The 16,516-nt window shown below is 60.3% G+C and carries 17 protein-coding genes and 1 pseudogene; 7 read left to right on the top strand and 11 right to left on the bottom strand.

The features are described from left to right. Positions 1-495 precede the first annotated feature (495 nt). Positions 496-771 (top strand): hypothetical protein, encoded by a 276-nt coding sequence (locus QP999_RS11185; RefSeq protein WP_284848320.1) that lies wholly within the window; start codon positions 496-498, stop codon positions 769-771. A gap of 117 nt (positions 772-888) precedes the next feature. Then, positions 889-1,131, top strand: coding sequence for a hypothetical protein (locus QP999_RS11190; RefSeq protein ID WP_284848321.1), 243 nt, complete (start codon positions 889-891; stop codon positions 1,129-1,131). 91 nt (positions 1,132-1,222) lie between these two features. Here QP999_RS11190 and QP999_RS11195 read toward each other — a convergent pair whose 3' ends face one another. Then, complete coding sequence (locus tag QP999_RS11195; protein WP_284848322.1) at positions 1,223-1,630, bottom strand: DUF3040 domain-containing protein; 408 nt, start codon at positions 1,628-1,630, stop codon at positions 1,223-1,225. A gap of 153 nt (positions 1,631-1,783) precedes the next feature. Further along, the gene (locus QP999_RS11200) at positions 1,784-2,227 is read right to left on the bottom strand and encodes an SAV_6107 family HEPN domain-containing protein (RefSeq protein ID WP_284848323.1); all 444 of its coding nucleotides are present in this window, start codon (positions 2,225-2,227) and stop codon (positions 1,784-1,786) included. Between the two features lie 263 nt (positions 2,228-2,490). On the opposite strand from QP999_RS11200, the gene QP999_RS11205 reads away from it, so the two are divergent. The 3 genes from QP999_RS11205 to QP999_RS11215 are packed head-to-tail and all read left to right on the top strand — an operon-like array spanning position 2,491 to position 5,738. Then, positions 2,491-3,063 (top strand): GNAT family N-acetyltransferase, encoded by a 573-nt coding sequence (locus QP999_RS11205; RefSeq protein ID WP_284848324.1) that lies wholly within the window; start codon positions 2,491-2,493, stop codon positions 3,061-3,063. A gap of 43 nt (positions 3,064-3,106) precedes the next feature. After that, positions 3,107-4,198: a polyprenyl synthetase family protein gene (locus QP999_RS11210; RefSeq protein WP_284848325.1), complete on the top strand. Its 1,092-nt coding sequence runs from the start codon at positions 3,107-3,109 to the stop codon at positions 4,196-4,198. Between the two features lies 1 nt (position 4,199). Then, positions 4,200-5,738: an alpha-(1->6)-mannopyranosyltransferase A gene (locus tag QP999_RS11215; protein ID WP_284848326.1), complete on the top strand. Its 1,539-nt coding sequence runs from the start codon at positions 4,200-4,202 to the stop codon at positions 5,736-5,738. Here the strand turns inward: QP999_RS11215 and QP999_RS11220 are convergent. Further along, positions 5,707-6,105, bottom strand: coding sequence for an Rv2175c family DNA-binding protein (locus QP999_RS11220; protein WP_070445241.1), 399 nt, complete (start codon positions 6,103-6,105; stop codon positions 5,707-5,709). The genes QP999_RS11215 and QP999_RS11220 overlap by 32 nt on opposite strands. Positions 6,106-6,155: 50 nt before the next feature. Here QP999_RS11220 and QP999_RS11225 point away from each other — a divergent pair, with 50 nt between their 5' ends. Next, positions 6,156-7,406: a protein kinase domain-containing protein gene (locus QP999_RS11225; protein ID WP_284848327.1), complete on the top strand. Its 1,251-nt coding sequence runs from the start codon at positions 6,156-6,158 to the stop codon at positions 7,404-7,406. On the opposite strand, the gene QP999_RS11230 is transcribed toward QP999_RS11225, so the two are convergent. Then, the gene (locus QP999_RS11230; protein ID WP_284848328.1) at positions 7,403-8,791 is read right to left on the bottom strand and encodes a class II 3-deoxy-7-phosphoheptulonate synthase; all 1,389 of its coding nucleotides are present in this window, start codon (positions 8,789-8,791) and stop codon (positions 7,403-7,405) included. The two genes, QP999_RS11225 and QP999_RS11230, sit on opposite strands and share 4 nt — an antisense overlap. Positions 8,792-8,864: 73 nt before the next feature. Further along, complete coding sequence (locus QP999_RS11235) at positions 8,865-9,371, bottom strand: polyadenylate-specific 3'-exoribonuclease AS (protein WP_284848329.1); 507 nt, start codon at positions 9,369-9,371, stop codon at positions 8,865-8,867. 61 nt (positions 9,372-9,432) lie between these two features. Here QP999_RS11235 and QP999_RS13465 point away from each other — a divergent pair, with 61 nt between their 5' ends. Further along, on the top strand, positions 9,433-10,695 hold the full coding sequence (locus QP999_RS13465) for a glycosyltransferase 87 family protein (protein WP_502870665.1): 1,263 nt from the start codon (positions 9,433-9,435) through the stop codon (positions 10,693-10,695). A gap of 35 nt (positions 10,696-10,730) precedes the next feature. On the opposite strand, the pseudogene QP999_RS11245 reads toward QP999_RS13465, so the two are convergent. From QP999_RS11245 to QP999_RS11270, 6 genes and pseudogenes are all read right to left on the bottom strand, one after another. Beyond that, a pseudogene (locus tag QP999_RS11245) lies at positions 10,731-11,714 on the bottom strand (acyltransferase family protein); the annotation flags it as partial. 3 nt (positions 11,715-11,717) lie between these two features. Continuing rightward, positions 11,718-12,464 (bottom strand): lysophospholipid acyltransferase family protein, encoded by a 747-nt coding sequence (locus QP999_RS11250; protein ID WP_284848331.1) that lies wholly within the window; start codon positions 12,462-12,464, stop codon positions 11,718-11,720. Between the two features lie 66 nt (positions 12,465-12,530). After that, a complete protein-coding gene (locus QP999_RS11255; protein WP_284848332.1) occupies positions 12,531-13,487 on the bottom strand; it encodes an ROK family protein in 957 nt (318 codons plus the stop codon). After that, positions 13,480-14,643, bottom strand: a complete 1,164-nt coding sequence (locus QP999_RS11260) for a glycosyltransferase family 4 protein (RefSeq protein WP_284848333.1) — start codon at positions 14,641-14,643, stop codon at positions 13,480-13,482. Before QP999_RS11260 ends, QP999_RS11255 begins: the two co-directional genes overlap by 8 nt. 3 nt (positions 14,644-14,646) lie before the next feature. Then, positions 14,647-15,720 (bottom strand): C40 family peptidase, encoded by a 1,074-nt coding sequence (locus QP999_RS11265; RefSeq protein WP_284848334.1) that lies wholly within the window; start codon positions 15,718-15,720, stop codon positions 14,647-14,649. Between the two features lie 158 nt (positions 15,721-15,878). Continuing rightward, positions 15,879-16,514 (bottom strand): C40 family peptidase, encoded by a 636-nt coding sequence (locus tag QP999_RS11270; RefSeq protein ID WP_284848355.1) that lies wholly within the window; start codon positions 16,512-16,514, stop codon positions 15,879-15,881. Positions 16,515-16,516 lie beyond the last annotated feature (2 nt).

The following is a 16,516-nucleotide window of genomic DNA, read 5'->3' on the forward strand; positions in this document are numbered from 1 at the left end:
GTCCACCTTCCTGTCACTCGAAAACTCCGGATTCCTCTCGCGACAAGAGAACAACTCTCCTCCGCTGCGCCCCACTCTACCCCACTTTCCCCCACCGCCCACACCTTTAACTCCCCTCTTTCCCGCGTGTCACGGAAAACATGCAGTTAGACAGGCATTTTTTCGGTGGGAAGTTTTCCCAACACACTCTTGACATACCCCCTAAGCGCGCATTTCATCCCCTTATTCACACCTGCAACTTTCACCCCTTTAGGGAGATTTCTCCCCCGCATTCACACAATCCTGCGCTTTATACGTGCGTTACCCCGCAGTCAAGCACCCCACACTCCACCGCCCCACAGGCTCACACGGGGCCAGTGGGGGAAAGTGGGGAATTTAGGGAAACTGCCCAGAAAGCCGTTTCTCGCGACAGCATTTTTAGAAACACAGTGTTTCTATCCCACATTTGACGGGGATGTCGTTCCAACAGATTCCCATCCACTAGGAAGATCCACCATGTATCTAGCTTGGCGCGAGATGCTCTTCGCGCGTACCCGCTTCCTCCTCATAGGCGTTGTACTCGCCCTGATGTCCATGCTCGTCGTCATCATCTCCGGCCTCACCGCAGGTTTAGTCAACGACGGAGTCTCCGGACTGAAGGCCATGGACAGTGCCGTCGTCGCCTTCGTCGACGGCACCCAAAAGGACTCCGCCTTCACCCGCTCCGTAATCGATGCCTCCGCAGCCGAATCCTTCCCTCACCTCGATGACGTAGACCAGGCTGCCCCCTGAACCCACGAAACGCCTCCGCGCCTATGTGGACGCCACACTCGAACCCTTTGTTCATGGGGCCCACGGTCATTTGATGACTGCCGCTCAGCACTTCCCCAAGCTTTTGCTGACGAGAAAGTGCAACGCTCTCATGGCGGCTTCGCCACCATCGTTGACGCGTTCTGTCCCGGTATTTCCGCGGTAGACATTTCGCTGCTCAACGCCGCTATCCTTCGGGCTTCAGAGCTAGCGGAGCGCTTTCCGGAGCAGCTCGATAGCGCGACACAGACTCTCTATGCAATGGCCGGTGCCATTGTGCCCCCAACTTCCTCCACGGATGAGAGCAGACCAGGGCAGATAAAACCGACTAAGAACAGCTAAGAGCAAAACAGCCCTCCGCGAATTAACGCGGAGGGCTGCGGGGCGAGAGTACAGCTATCTATGCAACGCCCATGAGCGCCTTATTTGGGGCCTAGCGTTCTTCAAAGCGACGGCGGAAATTGTCTTCCAGGCGGTTTCCAACGCCGCTGCCGCCCTTCTTGGATTGCTTGCTGCGCCCGCGCGCAGGGGCCTGCGTGCCGACTGCAACCAGAGAATCGTCAGACTTTCCGCGCAGCATCCAGACACCGGAGCCGAACATAACGAGGAAGCCAAGGACGGAGAGGCTGACAAACCACAGAGATTGCTGAGCCAACGCGATACCGCCCACCATCATGCAGAGGCCAACAACAATCAAGGCCACGCCGCGGAGGGTGAGGGCACCCGAGTTTCCGCCGAAAGAAGTCTCACCGGACACAGACGCGCCAAAATCAGGATCATTGGCCAGCAACGACTGTTCAATTTCACGCAGCGCTTGCTGTTCGTGCTCAGAAAGGGCCACAGCGTCCTCCGTAATGGGTTGGGGTTTAGGTAGTAATACTGGGAATGTGGATTACTACTTCTATAACGTCAAGGATAGCGAGATAGTTCCCACAAAGACAGTCCATAATTTGGCCACACTACCCCCTCACGGCCTATGAACCCGGCCCCAGCCTTAGGCCGCCATTGGCCCGAAGCCCAGCTCGGACTCAGTCGCATCCACATAACGTGCGGCAAGCGCTAAGTACCGATAAACCGAATCCGGCTCAGGGACCGGATCTAACCCAGAGGCCACACGTGAGCGCACTCGGGAGTACTCCTCAAACTCCTCTGCCCACTGCGCATCAGCCGGGCCAATGAGAGCCACCTGCTCCCAAGCGGAAGTAGGCAAGCGCCGGCGGCGCGACACCGTGGACGCCGCCACGCGTGCCCCGGCTGCACGTAACGAAGCGCGGTAAGCCATTTCCAATGCATCTGCAAAGCTTCCCTCCGCCGCGCTTCTCCGCGCATCCGCTAAGAGGTCTAGTGCTTGGTTCACAAAACGGTCTCGCTGCACCCGCTGCATAGCCTCACGGTTCCGGCTACGGGCCGCCGCTGTTGCTGAAATTACCTGTGCCATGTCCTCTCCCCCTTGGGCTTCTTCCTCAGTTTGTCGATAAAGACTGTGCTGTTGATGCTGTTGATTTTCTGCCGTTGTTCGTTGTTGCGATTCACCTTAAAACCACCTTCCTACATCCACCTCCAATTTTAGAGCAGGTGTTCGAATTAAACAATGGGTTTAAAGCATTATTTCGAATATTTTCGAACACGCACGCCACGACGCTTGATGGAAGTTTTCCCGAGTGCTTTCACATCCCGCGAGAATCTGTTGTTATTAGAGACGTGAGTTACACGCTGCGCCGCTTAAGCCCCCAAGAGTTCGCCATTACCCTCCCGCACTTGGTGGATATCTACATTGCAGCGATGGACTACAACCCCTCGGTGCGCGAGGGGTCCATCTCACGATGGCGCGCAGATCTCATACGCCCAGGGTTTTCCTGCGTTGTGGCCACCGATGAATATGGCATCGCCGGCTTTGCCTACGGCTTCCTAGGCACCCCCGATACCTGGTGGGATAAACAGCTCCGCCGTGCACTCTCCGCCTGCGGCGGCCCTACCCCAGAGCAAGAAGAGATTCTCCACAATTACTTCGAGCTGGCAGAAATCCACGTGCTCCCCGCGAAACAAGGCCACGGGCTGGGCCGCGCACTACTAGAAGCCTTAGCCTGGAATCTTCCCGCTCGCTATATTTTGCTCTCCACACCGGAAGTTCCTCATGAAGCCAACTCCGCCTTTGGGCTTTACCGCAAGATGGGCTTTGGCGATTTCCTGCGCGACCTCCATTACCCCGCTGATTCCCGCCCCTTCGCAATCCTGCAATCTACTGTGCCGCTCACGCCAACCGACGCCACTTAACCTGGCGCCTTAGCCCTGAACCTGCCCAGGTAAAGTGGCAAGCGTGACTACACCGCAGATACCTTCCTTGGACGAAATTCCCGCAGCCGTACGCGAGGAGCTCGCGCTTTTTCTAGACCGCCAGCGTGATGCCATCGCATCCATCGGCGCTCCGGTAACCAACGCGGTTTCCTATTTGGAATCCTTCGTGCTGGATGGCGGAAAGCGCATCCGCCCCCTCTACGCATGGGCAGGTTTTATCGGCGCACGCGGGCTGGAAGGGGCGGAGTCCCCGCAGGCCATGCTCCGCGCAGCCACATCCTTGGAGTTCATCCAGGCCTGCGCCCTGATCCACGATGACATCGTGGATGCCTCCGATACCCGGCGCGGTAACCCAACCGTTCACCGTGGCGTAGCAGCCCGCCATCGTGAACTCGGCTTCCACGGCGATGCTGATTTCTTCGGCCAGTCCCTTGCCATCCTCGTGGGTGACATGGCCCTGGTCTGGGCGGAAGACATGCTCCAAGACTCCGGCCTTAGCCCTGAGGCACTCGCGCGTGCCCGCGCCCCTTGGCGCGCTATGCGCCGCGAGGTAATCGGCGGACAGATGCTGGATATCTGTCTCGAAGCGGAAGGTTCTGAGGACGCCACGTTGGCTGATTCCGTCAACCGTTTCAAGACCGCCGCTTACACCATTGAGCGCCCCCTGCACTTAGGCGCAGCCATAGCCGGCGCCCCCGAAAAGCTCGTCGCTGCTTTCCGCGGCTACGGCCAAGACATCGGGGTCGCCTTCCAGCTGCGTGATGATTTGTTGGGGGTCTTCGGTGACCCCGCCGTGACCGGCAAGCCGGCCGGTGATGATTTGCGCGAGGGCAAGCGCACAGTCCTCTTGTCCTTGGCACTACAGCGCGCGGATGCCTCCGATCCCGCCGCGGCTGCGGAATTGCGTCGCCTCATCGGTCAGACAGAGGATCCCGCAGAGATTGCCCGCATGGCGCAGATCATTGCGAATTCGGGTGCACCGGATGTCGTCGAGCAGCGCATCAACGATCTCACGCGCTCGGGCCTTGACCACCTTCACAATGCTCAGGTTTCCCCCGAGGTTACGGAGACTCTGGAAGAGCTGGCTCACAAGTCCACGGCCCGCCGGATGTAGCATGGCTCGTCCCACAACCACGCGCGTGCCCCTGCGCATTCCCCACCCCCTGCCTTTGGGCATCATCGCCGCTGTCGTGCTGGCGCTTGCCTCTTTCTCCGGTGGCGCTACCCGCAATCGCGGTGGATTCCTTGAGGCGCTCAATATCGGCTTTCTGGCTTATGGCCATGGCCGCAACATCGGCATGGTCCTCTATTGGGTTGGCCTTTTCGGTTTGGTTGCCGCATGGGTTTTAGCCGGCCGCTACTTCATTGCCCCGCAGTTGAAGAACCCACAACCAGACGGCGCGCTGTCCGATATTCGTCGGATGCTGTTGTGCTGGGTTGCCCCTTTGTTGTGTGCGGCACCGCTGGCTTCTCGCGATGTGTATTCCTATCTCATGCAAGGTGCGATGGTGCGTGATGGCTTCGATCCGTATGTCGAAGGCGCGGCGGTGAACCCTGGCCCCTTCCTCTTGGAGGTCTCCCACGACTGGCGCAACACCACCACCCCTTATGGCCCCTTGCACCTGTGGATGGGCAATGGTGTAACCCACCTGGTAGGAGAAAACGTCGCCGCGGGCATCATCGTTTACAAGGCAATTTCGGTCCTGGGTTTTGCAGCTATCGCCTGGTCAATTCCACGGCTAGCCCGAAGCATCGGAGGCGATCCTGCCCTAGCACTCTGGTTGGGCGTGGCGAATCCAGTGATGCTTTTGCACCTCATCGGCGGAATGCACAACGAATCAGTCATGGTGGGGCTAGTTTCGCTGGGTCTGCTTGCCGCAGTGCACCACAAGTTCCATGTCAGCCTCCTTCTCGTCGGCGTGGCAGTCTCGCTCAAGGCCACCGCCATTTTCGCTGCACCTTTTATCGTGTGGCTCATGCTGCACCACTGGGCCCCGAAGGGGACGAAGCCCATCAAGCGCTTCGGAGTCTTCCTCCTGTCCGGCTTCCTTGCCGTGGTAGAGGTCGCACTGGCGGTGGCGGCGATTACGTGGGCGTCGGGAAGCTCGTGGGGCTGGCTGTCACAGATCAGCGGTAATTCCAAGGTTATCAACCCTCTAGCTGGCCCTACCCTGCTCGCTGACGTTCTCGTCCCCCTCATCCAAGTCTTCTCCCCGGATACCACCTATAACGGCGTACTCACCGTGCTGCGCTCGGCTGCGATGATCCTCATGCTCCTCGGCCTCGTCCTCGTATGGTGGTGGGGTCGCATGGGCGTGCGCCGGGCTATCGCCGCCACGGCCGCTGCCTACCAGGTGGCATTCGTCTTCAACTCTGTGACGCTCCCCTGGTACTACGCCTCCGTGCTCACGCTCATGGGAACGTTCCGCCCGCCATTGCCCTTGATCAAGCTCACCACCGGCGTGGCCATATTCATCGGCGTCGCCTTTGCCGGCGACGGGAACCACCAGCTTTATAACTGGTTCTGGGATATCGCCATGGTGGTCGTAGCTTGGTCAGCAACGCAATGGATTTTCGATGGTGTTCCACGCACCACCACGACCCCGAAGCCCGATGAGGGCTCTAAAAAGCCGAAGCCTGTGCGCGCCGAATAACCTCGCGCGCTAGGTGCCCGTGCAGCGCGTCAATGGGGCGGCCTGGCAAAGAATCATCTTCGGTAAATAGGTGCGCCAGAATCTCGTTGTCGCCCCACCCGTTGTCGGAGAGGACCGTAATCACTCCGGACACATGCTTGGAAATGACGCCTTTGGCGTTGAAGAATGCTTCCGGAACGAGACGCTCTCCCTCGGCATTGCGCCACACAATGAACTTGCGCGCATTGAGAAGATCGAAGACACGCGTGATCGGGAGATCGAGCCTTTCAGCGACCTCCTTCAGCGTCAGCAGCTTCTCCCCGGCGAGGAGCTGCGGCAGTTCTGGGTGCGGATTCTCGGTGTTTTTCTCAGACTTAGTCACGGACACAACTGTAGCCGGATCACACTTTGGGGCGTCGATCAGCCATACTGGAATCCATGACAAGGCTGAACGTGGGCGACATTCTTGAGGGACGCTACCGCATCGATCGGCCGATCGCTCGCGGCGGCATGTCCACCGTGTATCGCTGCGTTGACATGCGCCTTGGCCGCGCGGTGGCCGCCAAGGTCATGGATGAGCGCTATCACGATGATCCCGTCTTCGTCACCCGCTTCGAACGCGAAGCACGCGCGATGGCGCAGCTGAGCCACCCCAATCTCGTCGCCGTGCATGACTTTTCCGCGGATGGATTACCCATTTATCTCATCATGGAGCTCATCACCGGAGGTACCTTGCGCGAGCTCCTTGCGGAACGCGGACCCATGCCGCCGCATGCCGCAGCCGGCGTCATGCACTCCGTGCTGGCCGGGCTCACCGAAGTCCACCATGCCGGCCTCGTGCACCGAGATATCAAGCCGGACAATGTTCTGATCACGGATAGCCACCGCGTCAAGGTCGGCGATTTCGGTCTGGTTCGCTCCGCCAAAGCGGAGCACGATAGCTCCGGCCAGATCGTCGGTACCGTCAGCTACCTCTCCCCCGAGCAGGTCACTGGCGCGGACATCACGCCGGCCTCCGACGTGTACTCCGCAGGAATCGTGCTCTTTGAACTATTGACCGGCACAGTCCCCTTCCACGGCGATACCCCGCTGGCGCACGCCACCGCGCGCGTGCACGAGGATGTGGTGGCGCCCTCCTCCCGCATCGAGGGGGTACCCATGCTTTTCGACGCCCTCGTGGCCACCGCCACCGCACGCCAGCCAGCCGAAAGGTTTGCGGATGCCGGCGAATTCCTCGATGCCTTGGATGATGTCTCCCGCGAGCTACAGCTCCCGAAGTTCACTGTCCCCATTCCGCGGAACTCAGCTGCCGCACGTACTGCTGCCGTTCCAACGGATTTTTCGGGCACGGATAATACCCGGGTCTTTGAAGCGACCTCAGCTATCCCTGCGCCCCAGCCCCCAACGCGGGAAACCCGGGTAGAGCCGCGCAACGACGCCTTCTTCCCGCCAGCCGCGCCTGTCGAGCCCCCGGCACCCTCCCCTGCGGTACCGGAGCCTTCTGCCCCCGTTCCCCCAGCCGGGGCCGAGGAAGAGCCGGAAGAACGGCCCTTGAGCAACCGCAGCGCGATTGCCCTCATTGGCTTCCTCGTCCTCGTCGGCCTCGCCACCTTGGCCATCGCCGTGGCGGCTTGGTGGTTCGGCTCCGGAGAATACGGCACGTGGCCGATTCTCTGGAGGCCGTACTAGTTGCGCAGCATCTCAGCGATAAGGAAGGACAGCTCCAGCGATTGCTGGGTGTTTAGGCGCGGGTCCACGGCAGACTCGTAGCGGCCCGGCAGATCCACATCCGTGATGTCCTCAGCGCCGCCAAGGCACTCGGTGACGTCCTCACCGGTGAACTCCAGGTGCACGCCGCCCGGGTGGGTGCCCAGTTCACGGTGGACCTCGAAGAAGCCTTGGACCTCGTCGACGATCTTGTCGAAGTGGCGGGTCTTGTAACCATTCGATGCCGTGAAGGTATTTCCGTGCATAGGATCGGACTGCCACACAACCTTGTGGCCGGAGTCCTCCACTGCCTTGATGATCGGGGGCAGCACGGAGCGCACCTTATCGTGGCCCATACGGGCAATCATGGTGAGGCGGCCCGGCTCACGGTTCGGGTCAAGCTTCTCCGCGTATTCCACTGCCTGCTCCGGCGTCACGCCAGGGCCAAGCTTGATGCCCACGGGGTTACCGATGATGGAAGCAAAGGCCACGTGGAAGTCCTCAAGACCACGGGTACGCTCACCAATCCACAGCTGGTGTGCGGATAAGTCATAAAGCTTCGTTTCGCCGTTGAGATCCGTGCCCAGTCGGAGCATGGAACGCTCGTAGTCCTTCAGCAACGCCTCGTGGGAGCAGTAAATCTCCGCCGAGCGCAGGGTCTCGTCCGAAACCCCACAGGCATTCATGAAGGCTAAGCCGTTCTCAATCTCATCCGCCAGCGCCTGGTAGCGTGCACCCGCCGGGGAGTTGGCCACGAATTCGCGGTTCCACTCGTGGAGGCGGTACAGGTCAGCGGTTCCGGAGTGGGTCAGCGCGCGGACCAGGTTCATTGCCGCCGAGGAGTTCGCGTAGGCGCGAATCATGCGGGCGGGATCATGGCGGCGGGACTCTTCGTTAGCTTCCACGCCGTTGACGATGTCACCGCGGTAGTTGTACAAGCCGTTCGCGTCCAGATCAGAGGAGCGCGGCTTCGCGTACTGGCCGGCGATACGCCCCAGTTTCACTACCGGAGTGGACGCGCCGTAGGTCAACACCACGGCCATCTGTAGCAACGTCTTGATGTTGCCACGGATGTGCGGCTCAGTGTTGGATTCGAAGGTCTCGGCGCAATCGCCGCCCTGGAGGAGGAAGGCTTTGCCCAAGGCGACGTCGGCAAGCTTGCGCTTGAGTTCTTCGATCTCCGGGGCCACAACGATAGGTGGGACGGATTCAAGAATCTTGCGCACGTTATCAGCCTGCAGCTGATCCCAGCTCGGTTGCTGCTTTGCCTCGCGGGAAATGGCATCTTGGAACTTCTCATTGATCCCCTCCGGCAGCGGCGGCAAATCAGGAAGCACTTCTTTGGGAATATCTACTGTCCAACTCACACCCAGTATTTAACCATCTTGGGCCTGTCATGCGTTAGTTAATGAACTTTTCGGCTGCGGTATTAATTCACGGTTAATGCACGCGGTTGCCCCTAGTCAGCGGCAAATACTGCTCGCAGACTCGAAACTTAGCCAGATTATGGCGGGCGTCGACCAACGCATCGTGGTTGCCATTGGGTACTGGAGGCAGCTTAGGGCGGCCAGCAAACTCCCAATACTGCTTCAGTTCCCGGGTATAGCGCGGCATCCCCTTGGGCAGGCTAGCCATATCTCCCCACAGTTGTGCAAGGACCACGTGGTCGTAGGCTCCTACCCAAGCCCACAGCTCGATGGGCGTGGAATGCCGGCCCAAGAATTTCAAGAGCTCTTCGCGGATGGTCTCACGTGATTTCCAAACTGGGTCTGCGGGGCTTGGCAATTTATCCAAGACGTTCTCCCGCACCCACGCATTAGCCTTCGCGGGGTCGAAATCTGTGGACACCGCGTAGTACTCGCTTCCGTCTTCCCCGACAATTCCGATGGAGACCAGCTCGATGGTCGATCCGTCCTCAATGAATTCGGTGTCGTAGAAGTAGCGCACGTCCCGTATCCTAGTCTGCCGCCTAGAGCTGCCGTGCCACTGGGGGCCTATACTCAGCGGCGTGAAGAAAGCCCTTTCCTCTCCCTTTCTCCCCCTGATAATCGCTGGGCTGGCAGCCCTACCGTGGATTATCCAGCCTGCAGCGTTATTCAGCGGCGGCTCCGTGCTTCCCTATTACCACGTTGACCTCGATGTATATCGCGAAGGAGGGCGCGCTCTGCTGCGCGGAGAGAATCTCTACACGCAAAGCTATGTGCTCGACAACGGCGTCTCACTGCCCTTTACGTACCCGCCTTTTGCCGCAGTGCTCTTTGCCGTGGTGTCGTGGATACCGCTGTGGCTACTCTCAGTTCTCCTCACTGCGGCATCGGTGGCAGCGCTCTGGGGCTGCCTCTACGCCGTCCTTTCTCGGAGTTGCACCACTCACAGGCCCGGCTGGTGGTCTTCGTGGGCGCTATGTGCGTGTCTGCTGTGCGAGCCCGTTATCGATACTCTCAGCTTCGGCCAAGTAAATCTCCTGTTGACGGCGATGGTCGTTGTCGATTGCCTGCTGCTGAACTCGCGGAGCCCGTGGCGTGGGGCCCTTAGCGGCGTGGCTATGGCTATCAAACTGACCCCGGCGGTCTTCCTTGCGGTCTTTTTCGTCCGCCGCGAGTGGCGTGCTTTCGCTACGGCCCTAGGTTCCTTTGCGGTCTGCGGCGTGGTGGGCCACCTCGCTTCGCCGGCAAGCTCCACGGTGTATTGGGGAGATACCATCCGGGATTCCTCCCGCATCGGCACACTGACCTACTCCAGCAACCAATCCCTCCGGGGCCTGCTCAGCCGCGTCATCCCTGAGCAGGCAACAGCCCTCTGGATAGTCGGGTGCCTCATCATCGTGGCGACGTTGTGGTGGGCCATGGAGCACACATCCTCACAGATTGAGCTTCTGCTGCTAGCCTCGTCGACAGCGCTGCTGTGTTCACCTGTCTCGTGGTCGCACCACTTCACGTGGCTGTGCTTGGCGGCGGTGTATCTGACTGCCCGCCGCCGCTGGGTCATTGCCAGCCTCACATGGCTGGTTCTTCTAGCCCGCGGTCACTGGCTTGTCCCCCACGGTGAGCAACTCGAACTGACGTGGTCGTGGTGGCAGCAGATTCCGGGCAATGACTACTTCTTGCTTGTCGTATTCCTCGTTGCGTTGAGCTGCTGGCTCAAGCTCACACCTGCGGAGGAAGGTTCCTTCTTCCGCCGACTGGCTCCGATCGGCGGTGGGGTCAGCGTCCAGCCCACAACGGGTACCTTGCCTAGGGCCCATAGGGCCAAGGACGCAACAGCGCAATAGAGCACGCACATGCTGAGCCAGAACCAGGTGTTTTCCAGCGGCCATTGACCCGCCAGGGTGACCTCCCGTGGGTGGAGTGCCATGGGGTAGCCATAAAGAACGGTCAGGCCGATGGGGTGCCCCAGGTAGATGGGCAGCGTGTGCGAACCGATAAAACGCAGGCCGGTGGACAAGACCGGAATATAAGACACCGCTACCGCCACGGCGATTCCTACCGGAACCTCGAAGAACTGCTCTACCAGGCGGACGAGGATGTGAACATCATCCCGCACCAGCGCTTCCGCACCAGGTAGCAACCAAGTGACATCGACTTCCCCTGAGTAGTTATCCCACGCGCGGCGGGTGAAAAATCCGATGGCATAGGCCACGGTCATCCCGGAATATGCCCAGAAACTACGGTGATCCCACGTTCCCCTAAACGGTGCCTCGATGGCGGAGGCGAATGCAGCAATGGCATCCCGGAAATAGGCGGCACCAACGAATACCGGGAGGAACATGATGGCTTTTGCAATCGAGGTGTACTGCGCCTGCCAAGCGATGAACAGAATCGGGGTAAAGCTCAACGCCATCGCTGCCCACCCGGGCAGCTTGCGCACGCACCAGAGGAAGATATTGAACAGAATCAGCGCATGCAGGAACCATGCCATGGAATGCCCCACTAGGAGGCTCGCGGCCATCTGATCAACATCGAAAATAGGATCTCCGAATACCCAGTGGTACTCCACACGCTTAGTCTGCAGCTCCACGAGCATCCACACGACATAAGGCACGAGGAAGTACCACAGGCGGCGCGTGAAAAGCTCTGCGAAGCTGAAGCGAAACACCTTTTGTGCGAAGAAGCCGCTCACCAAAAAGAACAAAGGCAAACGCAAGGGGTCCAGCCACACGTTGAAGGCAGCCAGCCACGTGTCTTTGGATTCTGGAACTGTGAGCGTGATGTGTAACAGCACGACGCCCAGGATGGAGATCCCCTTTGCTACATCGGGCCAGGCTAATCGCTGTTTGGGGGAGGAAGTCACTGATTACCGCGCCTCCGAACCGGGCTCGGCCCCTTCCGGGTAGCCGTGTCCGGCTTGCAGGGAAGCCTTGACATCGGAAGCGTACACGTCGACATAAGGTTCGCCCGTCATCTCCGAGAGTTGCTTCATCACGTAATCCGTAAAGGCACGAGCGGTGGCGTGATCTTGCGGGTCGAGATTGCGCTCAGCGGCCCATGCTCGGGGGTCGATGGGCTCTCCCACGCGCATGCCGACGCGAACTGGGCGCGGAATCCACGAACCGATCGGGTTGGCCTTCCGGGTATTGATCATGGCGATCGGAATGACCTTTTCACCCGTGGTCAGCGCGATGCGCGCCATGCCGGTGCGCCCCTTGTAGATACGCCCATCAGGCGAGCGAGTTCCCTCCGGGTAGATGCCAAAGAGATCTCCGCGGCCGATAATGCGTTCCGCGCTCGCCAGCATCGCGTCACTAGCATCCTTGTTGACGCGGTCAATCGGCACCTGCCCGACCGAGCTAAAGAACCACTTTTGCAGGCGTCCGACGAAGCCGGGGGTAGTGAAATACTCGCTCTTTGCCAAGAAGGTAATCTGCCGTGGGCACAGAAGCGGGAAGTAGAAGGAATCCATCACCGCTTGGTGGGAGGAGGCCAAGATAGCCGGGCCGGACTCCGGGATGCGTTCCATTCCTTCGGACCATGGGCGGTTCCACACTCGAAGGGCCGGGCCGAAAAAGATGTGCTTGAAGGCCCAGTACCACTTGTTTCGCATCGCTTATAGTCCTATCTGTATGTGCCGAACAGGCGGTGCTGCCCGGTGAAAGAAAAATGTGCGGTGTTAACCTCGGTGCTCCTGGCGGGCGAGATCAGCGACTCCGATCATACCTGCCGCAGAACCCAACTTCGCGGTTGCGACTCGGGCCAGGGGCCTGTGACCGGCCCCGACAATCTGGCTAGCCATGGACTCCCGCGCTCTATCCAGGTAAAGATCCGCGTCCTGGGACACCCCGCCGCCGATTACAATCAGCTCAGGATCGAGCACATCTGCCACCATGGACAACCCCTGCCCGAGCCAGTGGCCGAAGTTCTCCATGACGGCCAGCCCCAAGGGATCGCCCTGCCGGGCAGCAGCGGTGATTTCCTCCCCGGAAGGGTTTTCCGGAAGGCTGGTGTCATACTCGCCGCGCAGATCCTCGCAGGTATCCGGCAATGCGGTGCCGGAGGCGTAACGCTCGAGGCAACCACGCTTGCCGCAGGAGCACAGGCGCCCACCCGGTGACACGACAAGGTGCCCAAACTCTGGTGCGGTACCGAAAGCTCCTCGGTAGATTGTGCCGTCTGTAAAAAGCGTGGCACCAATGCCGGTTCCCACGGCAAAAAAGACCCAGTCCTTCGCACCCCGGCCAGCACCGAAGCGCCATTCCCCCCAAGCAGCCGAGTTAGCATCGTGTTCTAGGCGAACCGGGACGTCCACACGGTTGCTGAGGATCTCTCGTACTGGGGCATCACGCCACGGCAAATGCGGTGCGAAACGAACGACTTCACACTCGGGATCCAAAAAGCCTGCGAGAGCAAGCCCCACGGCCTCGATATCATGGGATGCGGCCAGATTATCTACGCAGCGCACGATGTCATCTTCAAGTGTTTGCGCATCCGTGGCGGTGGGCACACTCAGCGAATCCACAATCTCTCCGGAGGGATCAATCACCGCAGCACGCAGGTTGGTTCCACCGATATCGAACCCGATGGTGAGGCCAGCGTGGCCGCCTTCAGCGGAGGGAGTGTGTTCAAGCATGACTAGTAGGATATACCGCGTCCTGCTCACGATCACATTCAAGAACCTCACGCAATCGTGCACCCATAATCTCCCACGTCCAATGCTCTTCCACGTGGTGACGCCCAGCTTCCCCCATACGGTGGGCTCCGGGGACGTCGCCAAGCAGCGTGCACAACGCTTGCTCAAGCTCCGGCACTGAGGAACCGCGCACAACAATGCCCGTCTCCGGCGTTACCGTCTCCGGCGCGCCGCCGGAATCCCCCGCAACCACTGGCAGGCCCGCCGCTTGCGCCTCTAGGTAGACAATTCCCAGGCCTTCGACGTCAAGGCCGCCACCGCGGGTGCGCGCCGGCATGGCAAACACGTCGGCTGCGTGTAGCGCCATCCGCAATTCCGCCGTATCCCGTGCTTCCTGCACCACGGCGTCCGGGCAGTACAGGCGCGCAAGCTCACGCACAGTCGCCTCATAGCGACCGCGCCCGATAATGAGCAACTGGGCATCCGGAATACGCGCGCACACCTCCGGCATTGCGCGCAGCAGCTGGTCTTGGCCTTTCCGCGGGACCAGGCGGGAGATGCAGACGATGACCGGGCCTGGGCCTAGCCCAAAGTGCTCCCGTGCTGCTTGTTTCTCTTCCGTGGTAGCCGGGGTGAAATCCTCCAGGTTGACCGCTGAGGGCAGGTGCACCCACTGGGCACGGGTGCCGAGCGCGGGCTCGAGCCTGTTGCGCGTGTACTCAGAGATATACGTGATGACATCGGCATTCTGACCCATTCTGCGCAAGGCTTGCCGCGCCAAGGGAAGCATGGACCACCCCACCTCATGCCCGTGCGTCGTTGCCACAATGCGTCTCACCCCAGCCGCACGCGCGGACGGCGCCATGAGTGCCAGCGGAGCTGCAGCACCAAACCAGACTGCCTCAATGTTGTGTTCACGAATGAGCTGCTGCATACGACGAGCTGTGGCGGGCGTCGGCAACATAATGCTGCGTGGCCAACGGACCACGGTATAGGGCAGCGTCGCGTCATACTCCGCGGCAGCGTCACGATCTTGAGTCGACGCGAAGACCACGACATCCTGTGGGTTGAGGGTGGCTAGAAAATCTCGAAGATAGGACTGGATCCCGCCGATGGTGGGCGGAAAGTCATTGGTGACGAGGAGGGTGCGCGCCATAACCTAGTAGCGAACGGCGCCTTGGACGGGCATGGAATTAAGCGGCACCACGGCAACCGGTACGCCGTAGGTGGAAGCGTGCACCACTTGGCCATCACCGATGTACATTCCCACGTGAGTGACGCCGGGATAGTAGCCCACGATATCCCCTGGTTGCAGCTGATCCATCGGCACTGGGGTGCCGCCGGCAAGCTGCGCCTGCGAGGTACGCGGAATGCTCTTGCCCATCTGTTGGTAGCTCCACACCATAAGACCCGAACAGTCAAAGGTATCGGGACCAGTTGCACCCCACCCATAGGGAGCGCCGATGCGGGTGAGTGCGGCCTCGACCGCGGCGGAGCCAGAGCCATCAGCCAACGCGGCTAGGTCAAGACCGGAAGACCCGCCGAAGTGCTGAACCCACGCCTCCCTGGCTTCAGGGCTGAGGCCATCAATGGTCGCTTCTAGTTCCTTCTGCTGTTCCTCCAGCTCGGCCTTTTCCTTGAGAACAGTATCCCGCTGTTCCTGCAATTCATCACGCTTGCGGCGGGCCTCCTCGGCAGCATCGACAGCTTCCTGGTGCGCATCAGCGGCGGCGGCAGAGGCAGCTACCATCGCATCTTCTTCACGTTTCGCAGCCTTGGACAAGGCCCCCAGGTAGCCCATGCGCTCGACCGCACTGGCAACGTCATTGGCGTTCAGAGCAGCCGAGACCGAGGTCGATTCAGCATTCCTGCGGTAACGCTTTTGCGCGAGCGCATCGATGCGTTCCTGTTGCGCAGCTACCGCCGCGGAGGCGTCTTCGGAACTGCGGTGCGCTTCCTCGGCCTTGCGGTCCAACTCTTCGATGTTCTTCTCCGACTCGGCGAGCTCATCCTCAAGCCCCTTGACCTCTTCACCCTTGGCAGACACACGCTGGGCAACGTCCGCCATACGCTCAATGAGGCCAGGGAGGTCTTCAGCCTCCTGCGCTTGCGGGGTGCTTTCCTGCTGCTCGGGAGAAATCTCCTGGGACACAGCCGATGGTGACAGGACGGCAACTGGAACCGTACTCAAGGCAAGTGCAGCGACCGCACACGCAAGGCCTCGACGCGACATGGATACCCCCGAAACTTAGAGACGGTTAATAGCTGACTGAATTATACCCTCAGTCGAGCAAAAGCATAACGGCTACAAGAATAGCCGAACCCCTTCCCTGCCCTCACCATCAACATGGCAAGAGTAGCGGAAGGGGTTGAAAAGACTACCCAGTGCGCTTAGAAGCGAACTGCGGAGTGAATCGGCATGTAGTGCAGGGAGCGCTCGCCCACCGGGGTGCCGGAGTTAAGAGCGTCAATGATGGTGCCATTGCCGGTGTAGATGCCGACGTGGGATGCACCGGAGTAGTACACGATGATGTCGCCCGGCTGGAGCGCATCGAGGGACACCGGGGTACCGGCGGAAGCCTGCGCCTGGGAGGTGCGCGGGATGGACACGCCAGCCTGCTGGTAGGCCCAGGAGGTCAGGCCAGAGCAATCGAAGGCGCTCGGACCATTAGCACCGTAGACGTACGGGGAACCGATTGCAGAACGAGCGGCTGCGAGGACCTTCTCGCCAACAGACTGGGACGGCGCCGGGGCCGGTGCTGCAGCGGCCGGGGTCTCAACAGCAGCGGCGTAGCCGCCACCCTGGTTAGCCTTGAAAGCCGGGATGTAGCGGTCAACGTTCGGAAGTTGCTGAATGTTCGGGACGTTCTCCAGGCCGGCAACCTCGAAGCGGATGTCGGTGTTCGGAACGACAACCTCGGCGGCGTTGGCGGCTGCTGGGGTGACAACTGCTGCGGTTGCTGCGACAGCAGCGGTGGATGCAATGCGACGGGTGTTCAGGTTGCCCTGACGACGGTGCTTAGCCACGA

It is taken from the genome of Corynebacterium sp. MSK004 (assembly GCF_030232515.1).
Lineage (GTDB): Bacteria > Actinomycetota > Actinomycetes > Mycobacteriales > Mycobacteriaceae > Corynebacterium > Corynebacterium hesseae.

What these genes read in the sequence shown, in the direction of transcription:
- QP999_RS11255 (WP_284848332.1), bottom strand. Translation starts at nt 13,487, where the DNA reads ATGCTTGAACACACTCCCTCCGCTGAAGGCGGCCACGCTGGCCTCACC.
- QP999_RS11260 (WP_284848333.1), bottom strand. Translation starts at nt 14,643, where the DNA reads ATGGCGCGCACCCTCCTCGTCACCAATGACTTTCCGCCCACCATCGGC.
- QP999_RS11265 (WP_284848334.1), bottom strand. Translation starts at nt 15,720, where the DNA reads ATGTCGCGTCGAGGCCTTGCGTGTGCGGTCGCTGCACTTGCCTTGAGT.
- QP999_RS11200 (WP_284848323.1), bottom strand. Translation starts at nt 2,227, where the DNA reads ATGGCACAGGTAATTTCAGCAACAGCGGCGGCCCGTAGCCGGAACCGT.
- QP999_RS11215 (WP_284848326.1), top strand. Translation starts at nt 4,200, where the DNA reads ATGGCTCGTCCCACAACCACGCGCGTGCCCCTGCGCATTCCCCACCCC.
- QP999_RS11225 (WP_284848327.1), top strand. Translation starts at nt 6,156, where the DNA reads ATGACAAGGCTGAACGTGGGCGACATTCTTGAGGGACGCTACCGCATC.
- QP999_RS11185 (WP_284848320.1), top strand. Translation starts at nt 496, where the DNA reads ATGTATCTAGCTTGGCGCGAGATGCTCTTCGCGCGTACCCGCTTCCTC.
- QP999_RS11250 (WP_284848331.1), bottom strand. Translation starts at nt 12,464, where the DNA reads ATGCGAAACAAGTGGTACTGGGCCTTCAAGCACATCTTTTTCGGCCCG.